The sequence below is a fragment of the Halomonas sp. BL6 genome (assembly GCF_006228115.1).
In the GTDB taxonomy this organism is placed as follows: Bacteria; Pseudomonadota; Gammaproteobacteria; order Pseudomonadales; family Halomonadaceae; genus Vreelandella; species Vreelandella piezotolerans.
This window is the reverse complement of the sequence record NZ_VDGL01000002.1, coordinates 211,162-238,052: the sequence shown is the minus strand read 5'-3', so window position 1 is coordinate 238,052 and position 26,891 is coordinate 211,162. Positions and strand designations below refer to the sequence as shown.

General features: G+C 59.3%; 26 protein-coding genes and 2 riboswitches. Of the genes, 12 read left to right on the top strand and 14 right to left on the bottom strand.

The genetic code is table 11. The features are described 5' to 3' along the window. The first annotated feature begins 172 nt into the window (after nucleotides 1-172). Entirely contained in the window at nucleotides 173-1,090 is a 918-nt protein-coding gene (locus FHJ80_RS04650; protein ID WP_139525869.1) for a GGDEF domain-containing protein, read from the top strand. A 60-nt stretch (nucleotides 1,091-1,150) separates the two neighbouring features. On the opposite strand, the gene FHJ80_RS04645 is transcribed toward FHJ80_RS04650, so the two are convergent. Then, on the bottom strand, nucleotides 1,151-2,392 hold the full coding sequence (locus FHJ80_RS04645; RefSeq protein ID WP_139525868.1) for a D-amino acid dehydrogenase: 1,242 nt from the start codon (nucleotides 2,390-2,392) through the stop codon (nucleotides 1,151-1,153). Between the two features lie 60 nt (nucleotides 2,393-2,452). After that, nucleotides 2,453-2,560, bottom strand: a riboswitch (glycine riboswitch). A gap of 8 nt (nucleotides 2,561-2,568) precedes the next feature. Then, a riboswitch (glycine riboswitch) is annotated at nucleotides 2,569-2,659 on the bottom strand. Between the two features lie 186 nt (nucleotides 2,660-2,845). Between FHJ80_RS04645 and FHJ80_RS04640 the strand changes: the two genes are divergently transcribed. Then, nucleotides 2,846-3,139 (top strand): hypothetical protein, encoded by a 294-nt coding sequence (locus FHJ80_RS04640; protein ID WP_139525867.1) that lies wholly within the window; start codon nucleotides 2,846-2,848, stop codon nucleotides 3,137-3,139. A 157-nt stretch (nucleotides 3,140-3,296) separates the two neighbouring features. Then, nucleotides 3,297-3,824 (top strand): HPP family protein, encoded by a 528-nt coding sequence (locus tag FHJ80_RS04635; RefSeq protein ID WP_139525866.1) that lies wholly within the window; start codon nucleotides 3,297-3,299, stop codon nucleotides 3,822-3,824. Here FHJ80_RS04635 and FHJ80_RS04630 read toward each other — a convergent pair. Continuing rightward, entirely contained in the window at nucleotides 3,815-4,402 is a 588-nt protein-coding gene (locus FHJ80_RS04630) for a gamma-glutamylcyclotransferase (RefSeq protein ID WP_139525865.1), read from the bottom strand. The genes FHJ80_RS04635 and FHJ80_RS04630 overlap by 10 nt on opposite strands. Before the next feature lie 38 nt (nucleotides 4,403-4,440). On the opposite strand from FHJ80_RS04630, the gene FHJ80_RS04625 reads away from it, so the two are divergent. The 3 genes from FHJ80_RS04625 (at nucleotide 4,441) to FHJ80_RS04615 (ending at nucleotide 7,942) form a co-directional block, all read left to right on the top strand. Beyond that, a complete protein-coding gene (locus FHJ80_RS04625) occupies nucleotides 4,441-5,364 on the top strand; it encodes a histone deacetylase (protein WP_139525864.1) in 924 nt (307 codons plus the stop codon). Nucleotides 5,365-5,378: 14 nt separating this feature from the next. Further along, nucleotides 5,379-6,257 carry a sirohydrochlorin chelatase gene (locus FHJ80_RS04620; protein WP_139525863.1) on the top strand — a complete coding sequence of 293 codons (879 nt, stop codon included), beginning with the start codon at nucleotides 5,379-5,381 and terminating at the stop codon, nucleotides 6,255-6,257. 98 nt (nucleotides 6,258-6,355) lie between these two features. After that, entirely contained in the window at nucleotides 6,356-7,942 is a 1,587-nt protein-coding gene (locus tag FHJ80_RS04615; RefSeq protein ID WP_139525862.1) for an ABC-F family ATPase, read from the top strand. Between the two features lies 1 nt (nucleotide 7,943). Here FHJ80_RS04615 and FHJ80_RS04610 read toward each other — a convergent pair whose 3' ends face one another. From FHJ80_RS04610 to FHJ80_RS04575, 8 genes are all read right to left on the bottom strand, one after another. After that, the gene (locus FHJ80_RS04610; RefSeq protein WP_139525861.1) at nucleotides 7,944-8,534 is read right to left on the bottom strand and encodes a cell division protein ZipA C-terminal FtsZ-binding domain-containing protein; all 591 of its coding nucleotides are present in this window, start codon (nucleotides 8,532-8,534) and stop codon (nucleotides 7,944-7,946) included. Between the two features lie 28 nt (nucleotides 8,535-8,562). Next, nucleotides 8,563-9,030 (bottom strand): TspO/MBR family protein, encoded by a 468-nt coding sequence (locus FHJ80_RS04605; protein ID WP_139525860.1) that lies wholly within the window; start codon nucleotides 9,028-9,030, stop codon nucleotides 8,563-8,565. A 166-nt stretch (nucleotides 9,031-9,196) separates the two neighbouring features. Beyond that, nucleotides 9,197-10,315 (bottom strand): alkene reductase, encoded by a 1,119-nt coding sequence (locus tag FHJ80_RS04600; protein ID WP_139525859.1) that lies wholly within the window; start codon nucleotides 10,313-10,315, stop codon nucleotides 9,197-9,199. Nucleotides 10,316-10,486: 171 nt separating this feature from the next. Then, complete coding sequence (locus FHJ80_RS04595; RefSeq protein WP_139525858.1) at nucleotides 10,487-10,858, bottom strand: hypothetical protein; 372 nt, start codon at nucleotides 10,856-10,858, stop codon at nucleotides 10,487-10,489. A 118-nt stretch (nucleotides 10,859-10,976) separates the two neighbouring features. After that, entirely contained in the window at nucleotides 10,977-12,179 is a 1,203-nt protein-coding gene (locus FHJ80_RS04590) for a Xaa-Pro peptidase family protein (RefSeq protein WP_139525857.1), read from the bottom strand. Between the two features lie 70 nt (nucleotides 12,180-12,249). Further along, the gene (locus FHJ80_RS04585) at nucleotides 12,250-12,990 is read right to left on the bottom strand and encodes a sulfite exporter TauE/SafE family protein (RefSeq protein WP_139525856.1); all 741 of its coding nucleotides are present in this window, start codon (nucleotides 12,988-12,990) and stop codon (nucleotides 12,250-12,252) included. Nucleotides 12,991-13,003: 13 nt separating this feature from the next. Then, complete coding sequence (locus FHJ80_RS04580) at nucleotides 13,004-13,693, bottom strand: lysozyme-like domain containing protein (RefSeq protein ID WP_176558215.1); 690 nt, start codon at nucleotides 13,691-13,693, stop codon at nucleotides 13,004-13,006. Nucleotides 13,694-13,764: 71 nt separating this feature from the next. Continuing rightward, nucleotides 13,765-15,183 (bottom strand): PLP-dependent aminotransferase family protein, encoded by a 1,419-nt coding sequence (locus FHJ80_RS04575; protein WP_139525855.1) that lies wholly within the window; start codon nucleotides 15,181-15,183, stop codon nucleotides 13,765-13,767. A 234-nt stretch (nucleotides 15,184-15,417) separates the two neighbouring features. On the opposite strand from FHJ80_RS04575, the gene FHJ80_RS04570 reads away from it, so the two are divergent. The 5 genes from FHJ80_RS04570 to FHJ80_RS04550 all read left to right on the top strand — a co-directional run bounded on the left by FHJ80_RS04570 (nucleotide 15,418) and on the right by FHJ80_RS04550 (nucleotide 21,116). Continuing rightward, nucleotides 15,418-16,833 (top strand): APC family permease, encoded by a 1,416-nt coding sequence (locus FHJ80_RS04570; protein WP_139525854.1) that lies wholly within the window; start codon nucleotides 15,418-15,420, stop codon nucleotides 16,831-16,833. Nucleotides 16,834-16,863: 30 nt separating this feature from the next. Continuing rightward, nucleotides 16,864-18,315 carry an NAD-dependent succinate-semialdehyde dehydrogenase gene (locus FHJ80_RS04565; RefSeq protein WP_139525853.1) on the top strand — a complete coding sequence of 484 codons (1,452 nt, stop codon included), beginning with the start codon at nucleotides 16,864-16,866 and terminating at the stop codon, nucleotides 18,313-18,315. Between the two features lie 11 nt (nucleotides 18,316-18,326). Further along, a complete protein-coding gene (gene gabT / locus FHJ80_RS04560; RefSeq protein ID WP_139526227.1) occupies nucleotides 18,327-19,598 on the top strand; it encodes a 4-aminobutyrate--2-oxoglutarate transaminase in 1,272 nt (423 codons plus the stop codon). 235 nt (nucleotides 19,599-19,833) lie between these two features. Continuing rightward, nucleotides 19,834-20,013, top strand: coding sequence for a hypothetical protein (locus FHJ80_RS04555; RefSeq protein ID WP_139525852.1), 180 nt, complete (start codon nucleotides 19,834-19,836; stop codon nucleotides 20,011-20,013). Then, complete coding sequence (locus tag FHJ80_RS04550; RefSeq protein ID WP_139525851.1) at nucleotides 20,010-21,116, top strand: LPO_1073/Vpar_1526 family protein; 1,107 nt, start codon at nucleotides 20,010-20,012, stop codon at nucleotides 21,114-21,116. Before FHJ80_RS04555 ends, FHJ80_RS04550 begins: the two co-directional genes overlap by 4 nt. Nucleotides 21,117-21,391: 275 nt before the next feature. On the opposite strand, the gene FHJ80_RS04545 is transcribed toward FHJ80_RS04550, so the two are convergent. Further along, complete coding sequence (locus tag FHJ80_RS04545) at nucleotides 21,392-22,960, bottom strand: cryptochrome/deoxyribodipyrimidine photo-lyase family protein (protein ID WP_139525850.1); 1,569 nt, start codon at nucleotides 22,958-22,960, stop codon at nucleotides 21,392-21,394. 111 nt (nucleotides 22,961-23,071) lie between these two features. Here FHJ80_RS04545 and FHJ80_RS04540 point away from each other — a divergent pair, with 111 nt between their 5' ends. Continuing rightward, nucleotides 23,072-23,374: an antibiotic biosynthesis monooxygenase gene (locus tag FHJ80_RS04540; protein WP_139525849.1), complete on the top strand. Its 303-nt coding sequence runs from the start codon at nucleotides 23,072-23,074 to the stop codon at nucleotides 23,372-23,374. Here the strand turns inward: FHJ80_RS04540 and FHJ80_RS04535 are convergent. Genes FHJ80_RS04535 through FHJ80_RS04525 form a run of 3 tightly spaced genes read right to left on the bottom strand, consistent with a single transcriptional unit; the run spans nucleotide 23,343 to nucleotide 26,884 of the window. Continuing rightward, the gene (locus FHJ80_RS04535; protein WP_139525848.1) at nucleotides 23,343-24,761 is read right to left on the bottom strand and encodes an amidase; all 1,419 of its coding nucleotides are present in this window, start codon (nucleotides 24,759-24,761) and stop codon (nucleotides 23,343-23,345) included. The genes FHJ80_RS04540 and FHJ80_RS04535 overlap by 32 nt on opposite strands. Nucleotides 24,762-24,763: 2 nt before the next feature. Then, nucleotides 24,764-26,035 carry a Zn-dependent hydrolase gene (locus tag FHJ80_RS04530; RefSeq protein WP_139525847.1) on the bottom strand — a complete coding sequence of 424 codons (1,272 nt, stop codon included), beginning with the start codon at nucleotides 26,033-26,035 and terminating at the stop codon, nucleotides 24,764-24,766. An 18-nt stretch (nucleotides 26,036-26,053) separates the two neighbouring features. After that, the gene (locus FHJ80_RS04525) at nucleotides 26,054-26,884 is read right to left on the bottom strand and encodes a FadR/GntR family transcriptional regulator (protein ID WP_139525846.1); all 831 of its coding nucleotides are present in this window, start codon (nucleotides 26,882-26,884) and stop codon (nucleotides 26,054-26,056) included. Nucleotides 26,885-26,891: the final 7 nt, after the last annotated feature.

Sequence of the window (26,891 nt, the reverse complement as noted above, 5' to 3'; positions counted from 1 at the left end):
GTATTCATAACGTGGACTATATTGCTATTGAGTAAGCGCGCGTATCCTCCGTGTAATGGCGACGTGGCCAGTGCATCGAGGGTGCGTATTGTCGAAAGACGTTTCGCGCTTGGATATCACGGCTCGTTTCTGGGACGAAACGACCCCAACGCCGACTTTCATTGGATGAATTATGGTAGAAACATCGCAAGATCAAGAGCAAGGAGCGCCGCTGTCCATCAGCGAACCCAGCAGTCAGGCCGTCGCGATGCTTGGCAGGTGGCCCGATGGTGGTGGCATTCGGGTGCTGGATGTTAGCGAAGAGTACGTTCAATTTTGGGGGGGCGATCGCTACCGTTGGTTGGGGGCGTCCCCTAAAATCGTCCATCAAGCGGCGGCGAACGAGCAATTGTTGAGTCAGCTCGACCAAGCCTTGTCTGCCGGTGAGCTGAAGGTGGGATATTCGCTCTCCGGTCTGGATCATGAAGAGGAGGCGTTGCTCTCCAAAGCGCCACGACCGCTCATCGAGTGGCGTATCACCGCGATGTCGATGCCCGGCTATGCGTCGACCGTTCTAGTGCTAGTTCAGCGTGATATCACCCGGCGGGTGGAAAAAGAAGCCGAATTAAAGCGCCTCGCCACCACCGATATGCTGACCGGGCTGATGAATCGCTCAAGGTTCGATTACCTGCTGAAACACGAGCTAGGTCGCTTGAGCCGCTATGTGCGACCATTTTCGCTCATCATGCTCGACATCGACTATTTCAAAACGATCAACGATAGCCAAGGTCACGACGTGGGCGATCAAGTGCTGCGCGCGTTGGCAACGCTGCTGGAGACCAATTTGCGCAGCGCCGACTACTGCGCCCGCTGGGGAGGCGAGGAGTTCATCATTCTGGCTCCCGAAACGCCCCGCGAGCAAGCGGCCAAGCTCGCTGAGAAGATACGTCAGCGTATCGCTAGCGCCTCTTTTCCGGGGGCCGACCGTGTCACCGTTAGCTTGGGGGTTGCCGAGGCCGCTGCGCACGATACGCCCAAGAGCATGATGAAACGGGTCGATAACGCGCTGTATCACGCCAAAGAGAGCGGACGGGATAGGGTCGCATGTTAGCCATGTTGGCCATGTTAACAAAGGGGCCTGGTGGCCCCTTTTCGTTATGGGTTACCGCGTCTAGCGGGTGATCGCCAGTGACGTGGCATGTGAGTGATCGACCGCGTCGGCGAGCATCTCGGCAGTGATCGCCGAGAGCGTCCAGCCTAGGTGGCCATGACCGGTATTGTAGAAAACGGTTGGCAACTTGCCGGGGCCGACCTTGGGCAGCATGTTCGGCATCATCGGGCGTAGCCCCGCCCACGGCACCACCCGCTGAGTACTCACACCAGGAAAGCACTGCTCCACCCAGCGCACCAGTGGCTGAATCCTGTCGTTACGAATGTCGCGGTTGGCGCCGTTGAACTCTGCCGTCCCCGCCACGCGGAAGCGGTCGTTGCCCAAGCGGCTGGTGACGAGTTTGGTCTCGTCGTCCAGCAGGCTGACCGTGGGAGCGGCCTGCTGTGATGCCTCGTCATCCAACTGTACGGTGATGGAGTAGCCTTTGACCGGGTAGATATTCACGCGGTCGCCAAGCTTCGCGGCGATCGCGCGGCTGCCCACGCCTGCACACACCACTACGCTATCGAAGCTCTGATGAACCTCTTCGCCGTCGACCACCGCGCTGATCCAGGCGCTGCTCTCATCCGCACCCAGGTCGGTCACTTGATGACCGTAGTTGAGCTGCACGCCGCGTTTGGCAGCGGCTTTCGCCAATCCGTTGGTGTACTTATGGATATCGCCCGTGGCATCGCTTTCGGTAAAGAAACCGCCGTAATAGTTACCCGCTAGGGTGGGCTCGATGGCGCGCATCTCTTCTGGCGTGACGGCGCGGCGCTCGAGCCCGCCTTTTTGGAGCAACTGTGACACCTTGGCTGCGTGCTCGTAGCCTGCTTTATCGCGGTAGATATGCAAAATGCCTTTTTGCTTCACATCGAACTCGATCTGCTCATCGCGGGCCCACTGAAACAAGTGCTCTCGGGCAGCAATCGCCAGGCGCGCCGTTTCGGTGGTGTTGTAGGCATAGCGGGGAATGGCGGCAATGAACTCGGCAAACCAGCTCAGCTTGTGCCAGGTGGGGCGAGGGTTGACGAGCAGCGGGGCGTCGTTTTTCAGCATCCAGCGCAGGCCTTTGATGACCGTGGGCCAGTGGTTCCATACCTCGGCATTCGAGGCGGACAGCTGACCGCCGTTGGCAAAGGAGGTTTCCATTGCCGCGTAGCGATGCTTCTCGAAGACGGTGACGTCAAAGCCGCGTTTAGCGAGGGCGTAGGCGCTGGTGATGCCGGTAATGCCACCGCCAATGACTGCAATGCGTTGCATGATGATCTCCACAGATTGTATGAGCGTCGGGCGATACCCTCAGCAAAGGTGTTTGCTAGGGGTACCCCTTCCGTCATGGAACCTGAGAGATTCACGCCAATGAGGCGGCGCTTGCTCCTTCGGTGGGTTGAGTGACGCCGTCATCAACCACTCTTCGGAACGTATTGGTAAAAACGTTAGCGATTGCGGTCCGTTGGCCTGAGAGTTTCCGGGGTCGTTGCTCCTTCGGCGCTGGCGTCGTGCACCAGTCTCTCCCGCACATGCATGCTTAATGTTGTAACGCGGAAGTGCTAAAAAGGGAATAGGCGAAAGGTGGAAGCTGCCCATGACGTGGTTTTGCCAGTTCGCGTGTTTTCACACACCGTGTTTTCACACACAATGCCGACTATCGTTGAGCACTTAACTTCCCGCTATTCTTTTTAGACGACCATCTTCGAGCAACGGACAACACGCATGCAGGCAAACGGATTTTTTGAAGGCATTGGTGAAGCGATTGGTGAGGCCATCCGCGTGGTGGTGGAGTTTTTGGTGGGAATCTTCACCAATTTTTTTGGTGCCTTCGATGACTTTATCGGCGGGCTGACGCGTTCGCTGGGAATCAACGACTCGTTCTTGAGCCTCGCGATACTGTTGATCGGTCTACTGATCCTATGGGGCGGGCTGCGAGCGTTTCTGCGCGGTTCCATCATCGGCGGCATTTTCCGCACGCTGGTGGCACTGTTTATCCTGTCGTGGCTGATGATGTAGCACCGCGGCGGGAGGGCAAACGCTAAGGCGTCGGCTCGTCCGGCTGTCTTCGGTAACGTTGGCTTGAGCGAATCTCATCTATCTATGACGCATTGTCATTTGCTTCTGTGGTGCATTTTGTCATCATCTGCACTCTTTTTGTGCAAAGGCGAGTGCGATGAAGACGTATCTTGGCAAAATGCGCGGAGAACGGACGCCGCGCCCTCGGGTGGGCTGGCAAGATGCCTGCTGGTCATGGCTGGGAGCCTTTACCGGCATGGCGCTGATTTGCTGGCTAAGCGCCGAATGGCTCTCCCAGCAGCTGTTGATCGTGGGCTCGTTCGGGGCAACCTCGGTGCTGATTTACGCGGCCCCGGAAAGCCCCTTTGCCCAGCCAAGCCACGTGCTTTTTGGTAGCGTGCTCTCTGCCTGTGTGGGGGTAGGCTGCTATCAATGGCTGGGCGCCACGCCCCTTTCCATGGCGCTGGCGGTGTCGCTCTCCATATTGATCATGCAGCTCACCCATACCGTGCATCCGCCAGGAGCTGCCGCAGCGCTGATTGCCGTGGCAGGCGGCGCTAGCGTGCATCAATTGGGCTGGTGGTATCCGCTGATGCCCATTGGCGCGGGCTGCATCGTCATGCTGTTGGTCGCGATATTGGTCAATAACCTCGCCCGCCACCGCCGCTACCCGCGCTACTGGTAGCGCTGTAACTGCTCCTCCAGGGCAAAGATATGCGCATCCTCGGTGCCCAGTTCGCGCAGCGCCTGGGCCAGGTTGAGCAAGTAGGCGCTGTTGGGTCCGCTGGGGCCGTGGGCCTGGGCAATTTGCTGGGCGATATCGGCCAGCGGCGCATCGCCTAAAAACGCTGGGTTATCCTCGCTGGCCAGATAAATCAGCCCGTCGGTAGGCGCTTGTGCGGGGTCGGGATGGCCCGCTTCATCCAGAAAGGTCAGCGTGACTTTCTCCCGTAGATAGCCGTTTTTCTCCCGCATATCCAGCGGGGCAAGCACTTCTGGGGTGATGCGGTAGGCCATTCCGTGGCACACCGCGCCTTCGGCACGAATCAGGGTGGCCACACGTCCCGGCGCGTCCGGCGTGCCCCGGTGGTCGTGGGAGCCCTGCCAGAAGCGCCGCGCCCAGCCGGTAATGGCCGCCGGGCGCCGCTCTAGATACTCAAAATCGGCCTTCCAAATCAGCGAACCGTAGCCAAATAGCCAAATAGCCGCATGGCCGTCGAAGAAGTTTCTCTGCTGGTTTAACGTCGTGGTATCAAGCAACATAAGCGATCTACATTCGTGACCAAAGTGGCAACACGCGCATGGCGTTAACGGTGGTTCATCATCCGGGTTATACGATTGATTTGCCAGCCAATCATCCTTTTCCGATGGAAAAGTTTCGGGTGCTTCGGCAGCTGTTGGGCGAGCAAACGTTGGCGTGTCCCATCGAGTGGCACACGCCCCAGCCGGCCACCCTGGAAAGCCTGCAACGCGTGCATACCCCAGAGTACGTGCATGCGTTTGTGCACGGTCAGCTCGATCGTGCCGCCCAGCGGCGCAGTGGATTCGTATGGTCCGAGGCCTTGGTGGAACGAGTGCGGCTGGAAACCGGCGGCACGCTGCTCACCCTGGAAGCGGCCCTGGCCACCGGGCTTGCCTGTAACTCGGCGGGCGGCACGCACCACGCCCATACAGATGCCGCCAGCGGCTACTGCTTGATCAACGACTTAGCCGTGGCCGCCGCCCACGCGCTGGCGCAGGGCTGGGCAGAGCGGGTGCTGATCGTGGATTGCGACGTGCACCAGGGCGATGGCACCGCGCGCCTCTTTGAAAAGGTGCCAGGCGTGTTTACGTTGTCCATGCACGCGGCGCGAAACTTTCCCGCCCGCAAAGCAAAAAGCGACCTGGATATCGCCCTGCCCAACGGCATGGGCGATGCTGCGTATCTGGCCGAACTGACCTCTTGGCTGCCTGGGGTGCTTGCTGCCTACCAGCCAGACGTGGTGCTCTACGATGCGGGGGTAGATGTGCATCACGACGACCGCCTGGGCTATTTATCGCTAAGCAGCGACGGGCTGTATGCCCGAGATCACTATGTGTTGAACCTCTGTCGCGAGGCGGCCATTCCCGTCGCGGCGGTGATTGGCGGTGGCTACGACCGCGATATCATCGCTCTCGCCGCACGCCACGCCCAGCTACACCGAGCCGCTGCGGATGTGCTGGCGGCTCATCCACGCTTTGACTGAAAAGGACGAACGCGATGCGCGCTATTTTTCTTGTCGATAACGGCTCTCTACGCCCCCAAGCGACCCATAATCTGCGTCGGGTGGCGGCGGCGCTGAGTGAGCAGCTCGGGGAAACCGTTCAAGCGGCCTCGCTGCTGCACTCCAATAAAATCCCCGCCGAAGAGGTCGATGGCATTCCGGCCATCACGCTGGGCCCCGCTGCCGAACGCAGCGCCGAAGCGGGGGCCACCGAGATCGTCGTGCTGCCGTTTTTCTTCGGCCCCAGCAAAGCCCTCACGGGGTATTTACCGGAGCGGATGGCCGCGCTGCAGGCACGCTTCCCTGATGTGACGGTGCGCGTCGCACAGCCGCTGGTGGATGAGCTCGGTCATAACGACCTGCGTTTGGCGAAACTGTTGGCCGATCACGTGCGCGCCCAACTGCCCGAAAATGACGCTGCTAAGGTCGCGCTGGTGGATCACGGCAGCCCGATTCCCGAGGTCACCGCCGTCCGTAACCGCCTGGCCGGGCAGTTGAGCGTCCTGCTGGGCGACGAGGTGAGCTGCGTGGCGGCCGCTTCCATGGAGCGACGTGACGGCGATGAGTACCGCTTCAACGAGCCGCTCTTGGAGGACCTGCTGGATACTCCCGAATTCAGCAGCGGCCACGTGGTGCTGGCGATGCTGTTTCTCTCCCCAGGCCGTCATGCCGGTGAAGGCGGTGACATTGCCGAGATTTGCGCCGCCGCCGAGCAACGCCATCGCGGATTAACGGTGGCGACCACCGCGCTAGTAGGTGAGCACGCGGGCATTGTCGAGATTCTCCACTCGCGACTCCGCCAAGCGATTGATGGTGAACGTTTTCTGCTCGACATGCCCGCGCAGCCAGTAAAAGACGGTGAGCAGAAGCCTTGAGGGGAGATGTAACGTGGCCCAAAGGCGCGTAGAATCGCGTGCTTTTGCACGCATGCCGCTCCTCCAACAGGGCTATGTCGCCAACCAGGGTCTCTATCTTGATCGCCACCGCCAACATCACCATGCAGTTTGGGGCCAAGCCCCTGTTCGAAAACGTCTCCGTCAAGTTCAATAACGGCCATCGCTACGGGTTGATTGGCGCGAATGGTTGCGGCAAGTCCACCTTCATGAAAATTCTCGGTGGCGAGCTGGAGCCCACGTCCGGGCAGGTGATGCTGGACAGCAGCACTCGGCTGGGCAAGCTGCGTCAGGACCAGTTTGCCTACGAGAACGAGCGGGTGATCGACACCGTCATCATGGGCAACGCCGAGCTATGGAAAGTGGCCGCCGAGCGCGAGCGCATCTACTCGCTGCCCGAGATGAGCGAAGAAGACGGTATGGCCGTGGCGGACTTGGAGGTGCGCTTTGCCGAGCTGGACGGCTATACCGCCGAGTCCCGCGCGGGCGAGCTGCTGTTGGGCCTGGGCATTCCCATCGAACAGCACGCCGGCCCCATGAGCGAAGTCGCCCCCGGCTGGAAGCTGCGTGTGTTGCTGGCCCAGGCGCTGTTCTCCGACCCGGACGTTTTGCTGCTCGACGAACCTACCAACCACCTGGATATCAACACCATTCGCTGGCTGGAAGACATTCTGAAAGCGCGCAGCAGCACCATGGTGATCATTTCCCACGACCGCCACTTCCTGAACAGCGTCTGTACCCACATGGCCGATCTGGATTACGGCGAAATCACCCTGTTCCCTGGTAACTACGACGACTACATGACGGCGGCCACCGCTGCGCGTGAACGTCAGTATGCCGACAACGCCAAGAAGAAAGCGCAAATTGCCGAACTGCAGCAGTTTGTCAGCCGCTTCTCGGCGAACGCATCGAAAGCGAAGCAGGCCACCTCGCGGGCGCGCCAGATCGACAAGATCAAGCTGGAAGACATCAAACCCTCCAGTCGCGTCAGCCCGTTCATCCGCTTCGAACAAAACAAGAAAATCCACCGCAACGCGGTGAACGTCGATGCCATTACCAAAGGCTACGACGGCGAGCCGCTGTTCAAGCGCTTCTCCATGACCGTGGAAGCGGGCGAGCGGATTGCCATCATCGGCCCCAACGGCATTGGTAAGACCACGCTGCTGAAAACCCTGGCCGGTGACCTGCGCCCTGATGCTGGCGAAGTGAAGTGGACCGATGCCGCCGAGCTTGGCATCTTCGCTCAGGATCATGCCGACGACTTCGCCAATGACGCCACCCTGTTCGAGTGGATGAGCCAGTGGACCAAAGGGGGCGAGCAGGTGGTGCGCGGCGCGCTGGGCCGCATGCTGTTCTCCAGCGACGATATCGGCAAATCGGTGAAGGTGATTTCCGGCGGCGAGCAGGGGCGTATGCTGTTCGGTAAGTTAACGCTCACCAATCCCAACGTGCTGCTGATGGACGAACCCACCAACCATCTGGACATGGAGTCCATCGAAGCGCTCAACCTGGCGCTGGAAAACTACCCCGGCACGCTGCTGTTCGTCAGCCATGACCGCGAGTTCGTCTCCAGTCTCGCCACACGCATCATCGACATGCAGCCGGAGGGCATCGTCGATTTCAGCGGCAGCTACGACGACTACCTGCGTAGCCAAGGCGTGGTATGAGTTAACCGATGATCTGGGCGTAGGTGGATTCGCTGGCAGGTTCCCTGTCGGCATCCAGCATGTCGCCGCTGAAGGTCTCGTTCATCTCCTTGGCGAGTTCCACATACACGTGCATCTGCTGATTGCGGCGTTTATGCAGCGGCGGCTTCACCAGCAGGCTAACGCCGCGGATCGGCTCGTGGGTTTCCCCGCGTAATAGGTCAGGCATCTCTCCCGGCGGGAAGGCATTCGCCACGGTAATGGGGTTAGACGCTTGCTGGCCGTCGATCAAAAACACCTTCTTGATGGCGTCGTAATGGGCGCCTTTGCTCCGCAGCCACTCGGTCAAACGCGCGTCGGTGGTATCATCCGGCTGGTTAAAAATGACGAACAGCGAGTGCTGCTTGACCTTGCCCGTGCGCTTGGTGGGGGCGGGCGGCGGCTCGTCCGCAGGAGGCGGCGTGGGCGTTGCGACCGGTGCGGGAGCCTCAGTGGCCTTGGCCTTGGCACGGCGCCGTTTTGGCAGCACGACATAAGCAAAAATCACCACGGCCACCACGCCGAGTAGCAGCGAGGTAAAGGCCAGTAGAACGGGAAGTGACGTTGTATCCATGGGGTGAAACCTTTTCGTTATGTAACACCTAGGCGCGATTGAGCCGCAAAATGGTGGCGTTGAGTGCCAGCGCAAGGGCGACCCACAGCCAGTAAGGCACCATTAGCCACGCGGCGAAGGTATTCACCTGGGCAAATAGGCCAATGGCCAGTGTAATCAATCCCAACAACACCACGATATCCACCAGCGCCGCGCCGATCTGCTTGCGCCCAAAGAACAGCCAGGACCACGCTGCATTGGCCAGCAGCTGGGCGCCATAGACGGCCAAGCTCGCGCTGCGTAGCGGCGAGTCGTCCGCCATATAGATCCGCCATGCCGCGATCGCCATCAATAGATAGAGAATACCCCAGGCAATGGGAAAGGCCAGATCGGGCGGGGTCCAGCGGGGTTTGCGCAGTGTTCGATACCAGCCGTCGGGGCGAAAGCGCGCGCCCGTCATGGCGGCAGCTCCTACCAGCAGGAGCGAGACGAGCAGCGCCATCAAAGAACCGAACATGAGCGACCTCTCCAGCAGTAGGGTTATCGCGTTAAAACGATAGAATCAACAGATTAACAGCGTTTTACGCGTTCAAGGCATAAAAAAAGCACCACCGGAGTGATGCTTTTCATGCTTAAGGGTTCCCCAAAGTGGGGAAACCCTCGTCATGCCTTAGCAACGTCGCTTAGCTCATGCGGTCGTAACCGTTATCCATGAATGGGTAATCGGTATAGCCCTTCTCATCGCCGCCATAGAAGGTTTCCTGGTTCGGTTCGGTCAGCGGGGCATTGACACGGAAGCGTTCCGGCAAATCGGGGTTGGCGATGTAAGGACGGCCAAAGGCCACGGCATCGGCGGTGTTTTCGCTGATGCGCGCCTGCGCGTGCTCGGCGTCGTAGTTGCCGCAGTAGATCAGGCTGCCGCTAAAGCGCTCGCGCATCTGCTCACGGAAACCGGCCGGGAAGGTGATATCGCCGCCCGCCCAGTTCGGCTCGTTCAGGTGTAGGTAGGCGAGGCCGCGCTTGGAGAGCTGCTCGGCCATGTAGAACGCCATCGCTTCCGGCTCGTCGTCGGTCAAACCGAACAGCTCGATGAACGGCGTCATGCGAATGCCAACACGCTCGGCACCAAACACTTCTACCACTGCATCGACCACTTCCAGAGGGAAGCGGGCACGGTTTTCCAGCGAACCGCCGTACTGGTCGGTGCGCTTATTGGTGCCGGTGGCCAGGAACTGGTTCAGCAAGTAAGCGTTGGCGGCGTGGACTTCGACCATATCGAACCCGGCGCGCTTGGCGCGGATGGCCGCTTGGCGATAGTCATCCACAATGCCGGGAATCTCGTCGGTTTCCAGCGCACGCGGCGTGCTGGTGGGGTGCTGACCAGCGGTGCCATCTTCGAATTCGACGAAACACTGAGCGCCTTCGCCTTTCAGCGCGCTGGGGGCTACCGGCTGCTGGCCGTTGGGCTGCACCATTTCGTGGGAAACGCGCCCAACGTGCCACAGCTGCAGCGCCATGCGGCCACCTTTGGCATGAACGGCGTCCACGACGCCTTTCCACCCGGCTTCCTGCTCGTCGGTCCAGATGCCGGGTGTGTACACGTAGCCACGGGCAGTGGGAGAGATGTTGGTGGCTTCGCTGATGATCAGGCCTGCCCCTGCGCGCTGGCCGTAATACGCCTCTTGGATCTTGCCCGGGATGCTGTCCGGCGTGCGAGCACGTGTCAGTGGTGCCATGATGACGCGGTTAGGAAGTGTCAGGCTACCCAGCGTAATGGGGGTAAACAGCGTTTCATACGCCATAGAGCAAAACTCCTTTTGAAGTAGTGGGTATCATCGTGGCAAATAGAATAGACCAGTTTACTAGTAAGCGCCAACGACGATGCGATGGCTATGGTTAATGGGGACGGTCGCGTAAAACAAAACCCCGCCGAGCAAATGGGGCGGGGTTAAGGGGCGTCAATGAGCGTTCGTTTAGTGCCGTTGCCAAGGCCAGCGGCGCTTGGCAGGCGTATCGATTTGGCGAATGGCGCTGGCGAGCGGCAGCATGATTGCGCTGAGCTGACGGTGGCAAACGGCACTGCTGAGCACGCCGGGGCACTGTTTGAGCAGCAGGTCGCATTGCTGGGAGGCGATAAAGAGCTGCTCCACGACCGCAGGCGCGAACAGCGGCTTGGCCTGCTGGCAGCAGCGGGTCAGCTCTCGGGAGAGCATGGAGAGCATGCTGGTGTCTAGCCAGCAGGGCAGCGGGTCTTCTAGCCGTCCGGCAATGGAGTGCTGAATGGCTTCAAACGAGGTGCGTAAAAACAGCAGAGTTTGACGAAGCTGGCGCTGTTCACTGGTCATGTGACGTCCCTTTACCTCAACGGCTCTTTATCTACCCGGTTGCTGGCTAAAAAGAGAGTGTTTCTCATTTACATTTATGTTGAAGATAGCCTCCCTCAATCGTGGTGTCAATCTTAGGCTATGGGTGCATGGACGTATTGCTGGCGTGATAAAGCTGCCAATCGTTGTTGGTGAGCGGCTTGGCACCCTGCTCGGTGACCACCACGGTATCGCTCAGGCCAACGCCCCATTGGCCGGGTACCCGCAGGCAGAGCGGTAAATGAAACACCATGTTGGTTTCGAAGGAGCGGGCTTGGCCTTTGGCAATGTATCCCGTGCCCTCTACCCAACTGGGTGGAAACTGTGCCCCCACGGCGTAGCCAAACACCCCCGAAAAAAACAGCTCGTCGCGTCGAGGGGCCAGCAGCGCATCGGCAGCCAGGGCCGCAGCATCGAAGGAGTGGCCGGGACGCATGGTCTCGCAGAGGGTTTCGAATATCGAGCGACAGAGGTCTTGGGTGGCGGTGAGGGCGGCGTTAGGCGTGCCGGTCACGGCGGTGCGCATCATCGGTGCGGTGTAGCGTTGATACGCCGCGCCGAACTCTAAAAAGACCGGCTCGTTGGGCTGAATCACGCGGCGCTTATGGTTCACGTGAATCACCCCAATACGGTGCCCGCTGGTCACGATAGGCTGTAGGCTCATGAACTCGCTGCCGTTTTCGAGCAGCGCCTTGGCGCCAATGGCGGCAATGTCGTTATCGGTCATGCCGGGGTGAATGGCGGCCATCGCCGTCTCTAAGCCAGCGGCGGTGATGCGCGCACTCTCTTTGAGCATCTCGAGCTCGGCACTGCTTTTGACGATCTTGATGGCATCCAGCAGGTCGCCCGCTTCAAAAAAGCGCTCTTGGCCCACTGCCTGGGCGAGGGCGTTCATCACGCCCACCCGCAGCCCACTGCTCCAGCCGTCGATGCCAATGCGCGGGCAGGGGGTTAACAGGTCGGCCAACGGGTCGATGATTTCATTCAGGTTTTCCCAACGGTAGCCAATGATCTCATCAACGCGGGCGGTGACCACCGCGGCACCCGTTTCAATCGAGGCCACTTGAAGAACGAGCTTTTCCTGTGTGCAGACCAAGCAGGCATGCACCGACACCTCAAAGGTGTGGTAACCAGTGAGATAGTTAATATCAGCGGGGTCGGTGAGCAGCAGCGCATCTAACTCGCGCTGTGCCATGGCGTGGCGCACCGTTTCCAGGCGCGCTTGATACTCGGCGGGGGCAAAGGGTAGCTCGCTTTGGGTAAGCGAGGTGGCAAGGGCTTCGCGGTAGTAGCGGTAATCCATGGCGACCTCCAGCATTAGGTAAGGTCAGTATAGGTCGCCATCTAAAGCGTGCCGCGAAGGCCCTAAACGATTAACGGGTGAGCAGATACACCCCCTGCAGGAAGTAAAACACCCCAATGCCGGTCACGATCCAGCGGGTCCAGGTGCGGAAGTTGGCGTCGGTCAGGCGGTGCAGAATCCGCGTGCCGGTTTGCGTGCCCAGCATGGCAAACGGGGCTGCCAATAGCACGATGCTCCACTCACCCGCGCTGAGCGCAAGGGCGGCACCCAAGTAGAAGAGAATTTTGATGGAGTGGGCGACCACTTGAATCATGGCCTTGGTAGCGACGACTTGGCGGCGATCCATCTGCGAGCGCACGAAGAAGATATCGATCAGCGGGCCGGATACCCCGGCGGCAATCGTGAGGCCGCCCGAGGCGATGCCGCAGCAAAACGCGTGGCTGGCGCGATGAGCGTCTAGCTGGAACCAGTGCCTGGGCGTCCATACCAAGATGGGCAGCAGCCCGATCAATAAAGAAACGGTGGCCGCATTGGGCGTGTAGTTAAACAGCAGCAGAAGTCCCGCCGCGCTGAGCACGCCCAAGGCCATCAGCGCCACAATACGCCATACGATAAAGCGCCGCGACAGCCACGCCCGGGACGCATTGGCCGTTAGCTGAATGACCCCATGCACGGCCATGGCGGTGCTGGCAGGAAACATCACCAGCAGGAACCACAGCAATACCAGCCCGCCCGCCATGCCAAACACGCCGGAGAGCATGGAGGTAAAAAACACCACGCCGACAAAGGCGACGCCCATCAACAGTGTCATGAACGCCCCCCCCTCAGCTACGACAGAACGGCCACACCTGATAGAACTTGCGGCACTGGAACTCTGCCTGGCAGCTATTGAGCTGGGCCTGGTAGCGGTTGGAAAGGCTCGCCACTTGGCGGCCCGCGTTGAGCACCTGGGGTTTGCTGCGATAGGTGCCCCGCTGATAGCCGCCTGCGCCCTCGTGGTAGGCGTAATAGAGGTGTTCAGGATTGTTGAGCGAGATACCCGTTTGGGCGCGAGTGCGGGCGTTGTACCAGCCAATGAAATCGGTGGCGTGCTTCATGTGCGTGCGCCGGGCAAACAGACTGCCCGCTTGATCTTCGTACTCGCCCCATACCGGATCTTGGGCCTGGGCGTAGCCTTTGGCGGACGACGGGCGCGGGCCGGGGATGAAGCCCAGGTAGTATTTGCGGTCTGGGCGCACGTGGCTGCGAAACGAGGACTCCCGCTGAATGAACGCCATTTGGGTCGCGATGGGCGTTCCCCACTTCTCCTCCGACTCTTTCGCGTAGTCGTACCAGCTCGGCTGCTCGCGGAAAATCTCGCAGATGTTGGTCTGATCTTCTGGAGGGCTGGGCGCAAAGGTGGCGCACCCAGAGAGTAGCAGCATGGCCGCGACGGCCAGCCACCCGCGTAGCGAGGCGGTGGAAGAAGCAGCAGAGAAAGCAGAAACCCAAAAGCTATCAACAGGGCGATACATAGGACGGTCCTTGTGGATAAGTCGTGTTGCTCACGTTTTGTGTGTACCGACGAATAAAGCTCGTTGGCCGCTTAGCGCAGCAGCGGCTCCAGGCAGCGGCGCAGGCGCTGCGCCTCGCGCACCAGTGTTTCCCCTGACAGCATGCCCACCCCCATTACCAATCCCACGCGTGGGTCGTTCGGTGCACATACCGGGCTCAACGGCCGCACGATCAAGTGCTCTTTCAGCAGCGATTGCGCGATGGCCACATCGTTGATGCCCGGCTCGAACTCCACGCACAGGCTGATGGCACTGCTGGGCGGTGACACCGAGCGCACCTGGGGCAGCGAACGTAGCTGGTCGTGCAGTACCTGCTGACGGCCTAAGTAGTCCCGCTGAATGCGCCGACACCAAGCATCCAAATCACCATCGAAAATGAACTGGGCGAGCACGGCCTGGTCCAGCATACGGCCCTCACGAAACAGCTCGCTGCGCAGGCGGTTCATGGGCCCTGCCAAATGGCGCGGCACCACCAAATAGCCCAGCCGCAGGCCGGGAAACATCATCTTGGAGAAAGAGCCTACCAGCAAATGGCGCTCGGAGTGGGCATCGAACAGCAGGTTAGGGTGATCGTCGCGGTTAAATTCGTAGTCGTCTTCCACCACATAGGTGGGCGATAACGCCTCACATAGCCGCCGTTTATGCGCGGCGCGGGTCGGCACGCTGAGCGGGTAGTGGTGCGATCCGGTGAGATAAGCCAGCGCCACGGGGCCGAGAGAAGCGGGCAGCGCATGGCCCTTTTCCGGCTGCCATGGCAGCATCTCGATGTTGAGCCCGGCGGCGGTAAACACGTTGCGTGCCCCCCAGTAGCAAGGCGACTCCATCGCCACCGTATCGCCCACATCGGCCAAGGCAACGGCGCACAGTTCGATGCCGTTGTGGGTGCCATCGGTAATGATAATCTGCTCGGTGTCGCAATGAATATCCCGCCAGCGGGCCAGGAAATCACGAATCGCGCGTTTCAGCGGGCCGTAGCCGCCGGTGGAGTAGGAGAGCAGCAGCGCATTTTGCGGCACCGTCACGCTGGCGTAGAGCTGGCGCCACTTGCGCATGGGGAACTGGGCGATATCGGGAATGCCGGGCACGAAGGCCCCGCTCTGAATCATGCTGGCCCCAGGCCCTTGCAGCACCCGCTGGGCCCGCTGGGAGAGCTGAACGTGGGTCGGTGCTGCGGGCGGCGGCGCGGTGGGTTTGCAGGTCCAGGTTCCCTGGCCGTGGGCGGTCTTTAGCAACTCCTCTTCCAGCAGTGTGCCTATTGCCAAGGCCAGGGTTTGGCGCGCGACGTTCACGGCATCGGCCAACACACGATGAGAGGGCAACCGCAGCCCGCTGGGCCACTGCTGCGTAATGGCTTGGCGCAGCGCTTGCTCGATGCGCACCTGCTTACTCAGCCGCTCCGGTTGGAGTGCATAAAGTTGCTTGAATTGGTGCAAGACCTGCTCGCGATCCATATCAGCGCCCCCTTTCCCGCGTGAAGCCCGCTACCATCAGGCGTTTAGACGAAAGCATGATGCCATGTATGCACTTATTTGGTGCGTTGAAGAAGTGGTCTAGTCGAACGCCAAAGTGGTGCATTCGCGTTCTGAGCGCCGCCTGCTAGCGTGTCACTATTCCGCCACCGGAATCAGGACACTGCGCCACAGAGCGCCAACGACAACATCCAATAACCTGCAGGATACTGTGCGATGACCACTCCCTCTTCTGAACAGGACAAGCTCGTCCGGGTACTGGCCCGCGGCGACGTATTAGCCCTTGCCTTCGGCGCGATGATTGGCTGGGGCTGGATTGTATTGACCGGCACCGCGATTCAATCCGCTGGCAGCATCGGTGCCATTTTAGCGTTCATTATCGGCGGTTTAGCGATCGTCATGGTGGGCCTGACCTACGCCGAGCTGGCCTCCGCCATGCCCAAAGTAGGCGGCGAGCATGTCTACAGCTACCGCGCCCTAGGCCATCTCCCCTCGTTCTTGTGCACCTGGGCGATTATTTTAGGCTATTTAAGCGTGGTGGCTTTCGAAGCCGTGGCGCTGCCCACCGTGATCGAGCACTTGGCACCGAACTATGCGGTGGGCCACTTATGGACCATCGCGGGCTGGGAAGTAAAAGCGACCTGGGTGGCCGTCGGTGTCGGCGGCTCGCTCGCCATGATGATCATCAACTACTTCGGTGTGACCACCGCAGCGCTTCTCCAGAAAGTCGTGACCGGCATGATTTTGCTGGTTGGCGTGCTGTTTGTCACGGGCGCGCTGTTCGAAGGTGAAACCATTAACATGATGCCGCTGTTCACCCAGGCCGATACCGGCGTGGTGGCAGGCATCGTCGCGGTACTGGTCATGGTGCCATTCCTGTTCGTGGGGTTCGACGTGATTCCCCAAGCCGCCGAAGAGATCAACCTGCCTTACAAAGCCATCGGCAAAGTGCTGATGATGTCGGTCATTCTGGCAGTGGTGTGGTACGCGCTGATTATTCTGGCCACCAGCCTTGCCCTGAACAGCACCGAGCTGGCCGCCAGTTCCCTGAGCGTGCCGGATGCCATGGGTAGCCTGTTCAACGCCCCCTGGGCCAGCAACCTGATGGTTCTAGCCGGTATCGCGGGCATCATCACCAGCTGGAACGCCTTCTACATCGGTGGTTCGCGGGCCATTTACGCCCTGGCGAAAGCGGGCATGCTGCCTGCGCCGTTTGCCAAGCTGCACCCGCGCTATAAAACGCCTACTAACGCCATCTTTCTGATGGGCTTCCTCTCCTGTATCGCCCCGTTCTTCGGCCGCCCCGCGCTGGTGTGGATCGTCAACGCCGGCGGCCTGGGCATCGTGATTGCCTACCTGTTCGTAGCCATCTCCTTCGTGGTGCTGCGGGTTCGCGAGCCGGACATGCCGCGCCCGTTCCGCATTCGCCACGGCAAGCTGTGCGGCACTTTGGCGGTCGTCCTCTCCTTCGGCATGGCCTGCCTCTACCTGCCCGGTAGCCCGGCGGCCCTGAGCGGTGCGGAGTGGTCGATCTTCGCGGGCTGGTCTTTGCTCGGTGTGGGGCTTTACATCCACGCCCTGCGCACCTACGGCCGCGCCTACAGCGACCAACACATGATGGCTGACCTGTAAGCCGTTCCAACCCCTTTAAAGGAGCACGCTATGAGCTTTATCGAACAGTGGTTGCACGATGCCGTACCGGCCCTGGTGGGCGGGCAGTGGCGCAAGGGCCAACAGACCTTTGCCGTCGATAACCCCGCCACCGGCGAGACCATTGCCAACGTGGCGGACTTGAGCGCCGACGACACCCGCGACGCCGTGGCTGCCGCGTATGAAGCCGGTGCCGCGTGGCGCGCCACCCCGGTCAAACAGCGCTCGGCCCTGCTGCGGCGCTGGTTCGAGCTGATCAATGAGCACGCCGACGACCTAGCCCGTCTGATGACCCTAGAGCAGGGCAAGCCGCTGGCGGAAGCCAAAGGCGAAGTGACCTACGGCGCCTCATTCATCGAATTCTTCGCCGAAGAAGCCAAGCGTATGGCGGGGGAAACCCTGCCCAGCCACGGCGCCGACAAGCGCCTGCTGGTCCTGCGCGAACCGGTGGGCGTGGTCGCCGCGATCACCCCGTGGAACTTCCCGCTGGCGATGATTACCCGCAAGTGCGCCCCGGCCCTGGCAGCGGGCTGCACCGTGGTCATCAAACCCGCCGAAGCCACGCCGCTCACCGCGCTGGCCGCCGCCTACCTGGCGCTGGAAGCGGGCCTGCCCGCCGGCACCATCAACGTGGTCACCGCTTCCAAACCCGCCGCCGTGGGCGAGGTACTCACCACCGACCCTCGGGTGCGCAAAGTCTCGTTTACCGGCTCTACCCCAGTGGGTAAGCACTTACTTGCCCAGTGCGCCAGCACGGTGAAGAAAACCGCCATGGAGCTGGGCGGCAACGCGCCGTTCATCGTCTTCGATGACGCCGACGTGGACGCCGCCGTGAACGGAGCCATCGCCTCCAAGTTCCGCAACGCCGGGCAAACCTGCGTGTGCACCAATCGCTTCCTGGTACAGGACGGCATTTACGATGCCTTCGTCGCGAAGCTCACCGATCGTGTGAACGCGCTGAAGGTAGGCGACGGCCTAGCCGACGGCAGCATCATCGGCCCGCTGATCAACCAAGCCGCCGTGGATAAAGTGCAGCGCCACGTCGATGACGCAGTGAATAAAGGCGCACTCCTACTGTGCGGCGGCCAGCCCCACGCGGCGGGTGATCGCTTCTTTACTCCCACGGTACTGGCAGATGTGACCACTGAAATGGCCGTGGCCGATGAAGAGACGTTTGGCCCGGTGGCCCCGGTGTTCCGCTTCAAGCAGGACGAAGAAGCCATCGCCATGGCCAACGACACCCCGTTTGGCCTGGCCGCCTACTTCTACGCCACGGATTACCGCCGCATCTGGCGCACCATGGAAGCGCTTGAATACGGCATGGTGGGCGTGAACGAAGGCTTGATCTCCACCGAGCTTGCGCCGTTTGGCGGCGTGAAAGAGTCCGGGCTGGGCCGCGAAGGTTCCCACCACGGGTTGGATGAATTTACTGAACTGAAGTACGTCTGCGTAGGCGGCCTGTAAAGAGAACGATGATGACTAACCAAGAATTGAACGACCTGAAAAACCGCTTCGTGGCCAACGGTGCCGCCACGCCGACCACCCAGTTTGCCGAGCGTGCTGAAAACGCCGAGCTATGGGACGCTGACGGCAACCGCTGGATCGACTTCGCGGGCGGCATTGGCGTGCTCAACCTGGGCCACCGCCACCCGAAAATCGTCGCGGCGGTTGAAGCGCAGCTCAAGAAGGTCATGCACACCAGCGCGGCGGTGATCTCCTACGCGCCCTACGTGCAGCTCTGCCAAAAGCTCTGCGAACTCACTCCGGTACGCGGCCCCGAGCGCAAGGCGATGCTGGTCAACACCGGTGCCGAAGCACTGGAAAACGCCGTGAAGATTGCCCGCGCCGCCACCGGCCGCACCGGCATCATCACTTTCGACGGTGCCTTCCACGGCCGCACCATGATGACCCTGGCGATGACCGGCAAGGTGCTGCCCTACAAGAACGACTTCGGCCCCATGCCGGGTGACGTGTTCCGCGCCCCGTTCCCCAACCCGCTGCACGGCATCAGCGAAGAAGCGTCGCTGAACGCCATTCGTACGCTGTTCAAAACCGATATTGCCCCGCACCGCACGGCGGCCATCGTGATTGAACCGGTACAGGGCGAAGGTGGTTTCTACATCGCCTCACCGGATTACCTGAAAGCGCTGCGCGCCCTGTGCGACGAGCACGGCATTCTGCTGATCGCCGATGAAGTGCAGTCCGGCTTTGCCCGTACCGGCAAGCTGTTTGCGCTGGAACACAGCGGCATCGAGGCAGACATTCTCACCACCGCCAAGAGCCTCGCCAACGGCATGCCGCTCTCTGCTGTAGTCGGCACTGCCAAGGTGATGGACGCCTCCGGCCCCAACTCCCTGGGCGGCACTTACAGCGGCAACCCGCTCTCCTGCGCGGCGGCCCTGGCGGTGATCGAAGCCATTGAAGAAGAGAGCATCCTGGCCCGCAGCGAGCAGATGGGTAAGATGCTGGCCGAACGCTTCGCGGTATGGGAAGAGCGCTTCCCCGCCGTCGCCCACGGCCGCCAGCTCGGCGCCATGGCCGCGTTCGAACTGCTCAACCGCGACGGCAAGCCCGACCCGCAAATGACCGGCGCACTCTGCGCCAAAGCCCGCGAGAAAGGCCTGATCCTGCTTTCCTGCGGCTTCTACGGCAACAGCATCCGCATTCTGGTGCCGCTGACGGTGTCGTCTGCGGTGTTAGAGGAAGGGCTGAGTATTATTGAGGAGTCGTTGGAAGCGTTGAGCTAGTAGCCTTCTAAGCGGCACTAAGCCCGCCCATCGTCAGGCAGCGTAAGCTGTTGGCGGTGGGTGGGTTTTTTTGTGGGCGTTGAAAGCATGGCGCTGAGATGATCAGTCGATTTCAGGGCGCTGTGCTAAGCTGGGTTTGGATGGGAGGCTGCTCAAGGTGGAGTTGTGAGGAGATGCAGTAAAAAGACAGTTTTGATATTTAGCCTGTTATAGACCATAGGTGGAAAGTGCAGATATGGAATGGATTGTAGAGAATAAAGAATGGCTTTTTAGCGGCATCGCAATAGCGTTACCTCTTGCGATTATAAGTTGGTTTATTTCTTCCCGAAAAAACAAGCAGAATCAGAAAGGCGGAAATAACTCAACGAATATACAAGTTGGTGGTGATTTTAAAATAGGTGGCGACAAAAAATGATGAGTAAACAAAGTCAAAAAGGTGGAAGTCAGTCAACAAACTTGCAAGCTGATCAAATGGTCGTGCACATGGGGATTGATGAAAAGCGTGCCCGAGAGGTGTTTCAAGAAATGAACCGCCAGTTGAGACAAGACTATACTCATGAAGCATTCGAGATTGCGAATGCGAGGATATCTGAGTTTGAAAAAAGTCTCATGCCAAAAATGGAAAAGGTTGAAGGTGCCTTGGAGGCTTTTGCAGATCCAAGTTTTCAATTATTACTAGTTGATGCACAAAAAACAGCTGCATCTACAGAAAGACCAGCTGATTATGATCTATTGTCTGAATTGCTTGTTCATAGATTTCAAAAAAGTGATAACCGCATTGCAAGAGCTGGTATTAGTCTCGCTGTTGAAATTGTAGATAAAATTTCTGACGAGGCTTTACTCGGTTTGACGGTAGCTCATGCTGTAAATAGCTTTTTTCCTGTCGCTGGTGATATTGATAAAGGGCTGGATGTTTTAAATGACTTGTTTGGGAAAGTTATCTACGGAAAGTTACCTATAGGCCATGAGTGGCTCGATCATTTGGATATTTTGAATACAGTCCGATTAAACTCATTCGGCAGCTTGAAAAAAGTGCAGCAGTATTATCCAGAAAACTTGCCAGGCTATATAGATGTAGGTATAGAGAAAGGTTCAGAAAATCACGTTAAAGCATTGGAGATACTTGATGCTAACCATTTGCCCAGAGTGCTGTTAATCGATCATAGCCTGAATTCTGACTATTTAAGAATTCCAGTTTCTAATAGAGATCAAATTGATTCAATTCCATTGCAAAAAACAATCTTACAAGAAGGATCTATAGTCATCGTGCCGGTAAAGTTAACAGGCTCCCAAGTAGAAGCGATAAACTCTATTTATAACCTTTACTCTCAAAATGATGGTGTAAAGAAAAGCAATATCAATTCATTTATGGATGAGTGGAAGAAAAGGCCGAATCTGAATGCTTTGAAAAAGTGGTGGGACAATATCCCACTCATTTTAACAATAACCTCAGCGGGAAAAGTTCTGGCACATTCTAATGCCCAAAGATGTGATAAAAATTTGCCGCCAATGAATTAGATGATTGTATAATAAGGCATTGCTTTAGGATAAATTTGCCGCAGATTGCGGGGTTAGGCACTTTTCTGCCAACTGAGTAGGTAAATGTTGGGTACTCTTCAAACGAGCCGCCGGATGGATATTGACTGATAGCATTACTGAAGAAATTTGCCAATAGTATCAGCAATATAGAAAACAAAAAGCTACTTCTCATGGCGCATATGCAATGCCGTATTTTCCCAGATGAGGCCGCGTCTTCTGGTGACCAGCTAGTAAGCCATAGCCAAGCTTAACGTCTACTTACCCTCATCAAACAACAAAAGCTGCTGGCGATTGGCGGGTTTCGTTTTTTTACCACGCCGAGCAGGCGGCCGCCGCTGACTCGCCAGCTTATCCACAATCGCTTTGCTGGCTTCTCTTGCATTTGGAGTCCGACGCAGCTCATACAACAGCTTCTTCCAATAGCGCGCCTCGGCTTCAAAGTCATTGGGGATGGGGTAATCGACGCCCGGCTGAAAGCCGAAGCGTTTCTGCAGGCTTTCCGGTAGCGCCCAGGGTTTGGCGCGCCATTCTTGCGGCAGGGGCGAAAGCTCGGGCACCCAGCGGGCGATGAATTCGCCGGTGGGGTCGTTATCTTCTGCTTGCTTGATGGGGTTGTAGACCCGCATAGCGTTGGTGCCCGTGGCGCCTGCTTGCATCTGCACTTGGGGGTAGTGAATGCCCGGCTCGAAGTCGGTGAACAGCCGCGCCAAATGTAATGCTGGCTCATACCAGTGCAGCCCCAATCCAAAGGTGGCATGGGAGAGCAGCATGGCGCGCATGCGAAAGTTGATCCAGCCGGTGGCGGTCAGGCTGCGCATGCAGGCATCGACCAGCGGCACGCCGGTTTGGCCACGCTTCCAGGCGATCAGGTAAGGGTGTTCCGGGTCGCGCTCCCGCAGGCCGCGCAGCGCGGGGTGCAGGGTTTGCTGCTCAATGCTGGGTTCGCTCTCCAGCTTTTGAATAAAGTGGCAGTGCCAGTAGAGCCGCGAGGTAAAGGCGCGTAGCGAGCGGGCCCAGGCGGTGTCGTCGGCGTGCTTTTGCCGCTGGCGGCGCAGAGATTGCACCACTTCCCGCATAGATAGCGTGCCCCAGGCCAAGTGCGGGGAGAGCCGTGATCCAAACTCCCAGGCCAGTAACGGTTTAGAGAGCGAGCCGCGATAGCGCCGCCCGCGCTGAGTAATAAAACTCAGCCACAGCGCGCGGCCTTCACTGCGCCCGCCGCGCTGACGTTGGGGGCAGGGCGTGGTATCGAACCCCAAGGTGAGCGAGGGCAGTTGCGTTACGTCTACTTGATGAAACGCTTCCCAACCGGGTGCGGCCACCGCTGTTGGCGGGGCGGGGTAGGTGGGGGCGGCCATTAGCGCTTCCCAGTGGCTTTCCCAGCGGGATTGATGCCCCGTGCGGCTACTCAGCCCGCGAATCACGCCCTGTTGGCGGGCTTCCTGCCAGGGCACGTGGTGGGCGTGGCACCACGCTTGAACGCGCTGGTCGCGCTCAAAGCTCCAGGCATTGCCGGTCTCTTGGTGGGAGTGCAGTACCAGTTCGCCGTAGTGCGCTTTGAGCGCGGCCAGGCACTCCACCATATCGCCTTGCCACAGGCAGAGCGGCAGGCCCAGCGTGCTGAGCGCTTGGGCGAGATCAACCAGTGAATCGGCGGCAAACTGCCAGTGGCGCAGGGCGCTGTCGGGCGCTTGCCACTGCTCAGGCTCGATGGCGAATAGCGGCAGCACTGGGCCTGCCGCTGCGGCGTTGGCCAGCGGTGCGTGGTCGTGAATGCGCAAATCGCGTTTGAACCAAACGACCTGAAGGGGTGCCTGAACCATGAGCCGTAACGCCTGTTCGTCACTTATCTATTCGTGATGCAGTGATGACGTTACCATCAAGCGATTGTTTGCGTAACCAACTGAGTCACACCCACTCACAGGAGAGCCACTATGTATATCGCCATGAACCGTTTTCGGATTGCCCCAGGCCGCGAAGAGGATTTTCTAGAGGTATGGCGCAACCGCGATTCCCACCTAGACGAAGTGCCCGGCTTCAAGCAGTTTCACATGCTGCAGGGCGAAAGCCAGGAAGACCACACCGTATTTATCTCCCACAGCGTGTGGGAATCCGAAGAGGCCTTCCGCGCCTGGACGAAGTCAGATGCCTTCCGCAAGGCCCACGCCAATGCCAAAGCGCCAGAAGGCATCTACCTTGGCCCGCCTAAGTTTGAAGGGTTTGAGGTGGTGTTGTAGGCGGAGTTAACGGCGGCAAATAGCGTTCAAGTAACTGGGCCGCATGCAGTACCTTGAGGTCTTGATATTTACCCGCCACTAAGTGCAAACCTACCGGCAGCCCCTGGTTGTCTAACCCGCAGGGAAGGGAGGCCGCGGGCTGTTGGGTCAGGTTGAAGGGGTAGCTAAACGGCGTCCAGTCCATCCAGTCGCGGTAGCGCCCGCCCGGCGGCACGTTGTGGCCTGCCGCGAAAGGCGCGATGGGCATGGTGGGCGTGACCAGCAGATCGTACTGCTCATGAAAGGCGGCCATGTGGGCGGTCAATTCGCTGCGCTCACGGCGGGCGGCAAGGTAAGCGGAAAGTGAGACGTCCTGCCCGCGCCGTGTAATCTCCAGAAAGCCAGGATCGAGCGCAGCTTGCTGCCGAGTATCGAGCTTTTCGACGGCCTGGGTGGCGCCTGCAAACCATAGCGTGTTGAACGTCCTGAGCGGATTGCTAAAGCCAGGGTCGATGCGGTCGACGGTGGCGCCCAATGCTTCCAGGTAACCGACGGCTTCTTCAACGCGCTGGGCGATATCCGGCGCGACGTCAACATAGCCGAGATTGGCGCTAAAGGCGATGCGCCAGCCCTTTAGGCTAGCCGGTGGCGGCGTGAGCCAATCTGGCCCTCTGGGATTGCCTGAGTAACCATCCCGAGTATCGGGCTGGGCCATGACGCTGAGCATGAGGGCGCTGTCACGTGCAGTGCGCGTCATGGGCCCTAAGTGAGACAGCGTACTCATGGTGCTGGCAGGCCACTGAGGCACCCACCCGTAAGTAGGTTTAATACCGAACGTGCCGGTAAAGCTGCATGGAATACGAATGGAGCCGCCCGCGTCGCTGCCTTGATGAAGCAGGCCCAGGTTGAGCGCCGCGGCCGCTCCCGCGCCGCCGGATGACCCTCCCGGCGTTAGCTCCGTGTTCCATGGGTTGCGGGTGATGCCGTGCAGCGGGTTATCGGTGACGCCTTTCCAACCAAATTCAGGCGAGGTGGTTTTGCCGACCACAATGGCCCCGGCATTGCGCAGGTGACGGCTAATGGGCGCATCTACCTCCCAGGGGCCATCTGGGGCTGTGGTGGTGGAACCCAGCCGTGTAGGCAGGCCTTTGGTTAGGGTTAAATCTTTGATCGTCACTGGGATGCCGTCTAGCGGGCCGCAGGGAGTGCCTGCTTGCCAGCGTCGAGCGGATTCTGCTGCTAAACGGCGTGACTCTTCCCCGTTAATACAGGTGAAGGCATTCACCTTGGGGTTATCCCGTTCAATACGCGTTAAGCAGTCCTCCACCAGCGTTTCCGGCGAGAGCGAGCCCCCGCTGAAACGTGCCAATGCATCGGTTGCCGTCAGGGTTTCAAAGGTATCCGCCATGGTTACTCCCCACTTTTCACACCCGCCGCATCGAGCATGGCGTGCAGTAGAACGTTACAGCCTGCGTGTACATGTTCCGGGGTGGCGCTTTCGATCTCGTTATGGCTGATGCCATCTTTGCAGGGAATGAAGATCATGGCGGCGGGTGCTACGCGGCCAACGAACATCGCATCGTGCCCGGCTCCGCTGATGATATCCATGTGTGACAGCTGTAGTTTTTCAGCGGCTTGTCGCACGCTATCCACGCATGCTTGATCGAAATGCTCAGGCGCAAAATCTGCGGTGGGGGTGAGCTCGTATTCCAGCCCGTGACGTTGGCAAATGTCTTCAACGGCGGTCGTCACCGCTTGGCCCATGGCGATCAGGGCGTGGGGTTCCCAGTGGCGCATATCCAATGTCATTTTGACCTGGCCGGGAATCACATTGCGCGAACCTGGGTGTAGCGTCATGCAGCCTACCGTGCCGCGCCCGTGGGGTTGGTGCTCATGAGCAATCCGGTTGAGTGCTTGAGTGACTTCTGCGGCCCCCATCATGGCATCCCGGCGAAGGTTCATTGGGGTGGGGCCCGCATGGGCTTCAAGCCCTGTGAGAGTTAGATCGAACCACTTCTGCCCAAGCCCACCGATGACAACGCCAATGGTGGTGTCGGTATCTTCGAGAATGGGGCCCTGCTCGATGTGTGGCTCGAAATAGGCTTTGATCTCGTCGGGGGAGACCTCATCACTGCCGCGATAATGAATCGCGTCTAAGGCATCGCTGACCGTGACACCATCGGCGTCGGTGCGCGCCATCATAGCATCGAACGCCAGCTCGCCGCTGAATACGCCGGAGCCCATCATACAGGGGGGAAATCGGCAGCCTTCTTCGTTGGTCCACGCGACCACTTCGATCGGCGATTGCGTGGTGATGTTGTGCTGGTTTAGGGTACGAATGACTTCAAGACCCGACATGACGCCGAAGCAGCCATCGTATTTGCCGCCGGTGGGTTGGGTATCCAAGTGGCTGCCCGCCATGACGGTTTTGGCACTGGGGTCGCTGCCTTCCCGGCGGGCAAAGATATTGCCGACATTATCGATGCGAATCGTGCAGCCCTCGGCACGGCACCACTGAATGAAAAGGTCGCGGCCCTGGCGGTCTAGATCGGTCAGCGCCTGACGGTTCACGCCGCCCTTGGGCGTGGCCCCTAGTTTGGCCATCTCCATGAGCGACGCCCAAAGGCGGTCGCTGTCAGTAAGTAGGTCGGACTCTTTGATGGGCGTAACGTAGGTATTCATTTCACTCTCCTCGCAAAGTTAAACGGATGTGTTGTCCGTTAGTAAGTCGTGCAGCTTGGAACGGTGATTCTGATGAGTGGGTGAGTCGTTGCTGACCAGCATCTGTATCGCCATTTCAGCTTCCAGCGCACTCATGTGATGTTCCGCATCGGCCATGTGCTCGGCCATGATCTGTCGCACACGCGGGGCATCTTCAGCGCGGTAGGCATCCACTAGCTGCCGGTGGTAATCCTGATTGGCGTGATCGAATTGCTTTCGCTCCGGGACGTACGCTTTTTTGATCACCACCAAATCGCGCAGCATGTCGTTTAAAAACTGGCACATAAACGCGAGCAATGGATTCGGGCAGGCGCGGGCCAGCAGCTGGTGAAACTCCAGCTCTAGAAAACGTTGGTGTCGGTGATCCTCTTCATGACTCGCACAGCAGGCGCAGGCCGACATATTGGCTTCCAACTGTTGGAAGTCCTGCTCGGTGAGCTTACCCACCACGGAGGCCGCCAGTTCTACTTCCAGCAGTTTGCGTAGCTGGTACACCTGCTTTCCATCCAATTGTTGGAAGTGCAGGAAGTTACGCAGCATTCGGCTGGCGGGCTCCATGCTGGGCTGATTAATGACCGCGCCTCCTTTAGGCCCGGTTTTTAACGTGATGAGCCCCTCAACCTCTAAGATCTTGAGCGCTTCGCGCACGGTGCCCTTGGCGCTACCGTAAAGCTCCATCAGCGCTTTTTCGTTGGGCAGCCGGTCACCTTCTCCCAGTGACTCGGCGGCTATCCAGCGCTTGATGTCGTCGCTAATCAGCTCGGCAAGCTTGGGTCTGCGCGGCGAGGTCGAAACAGGGGCTTGAGTCATCAACCCA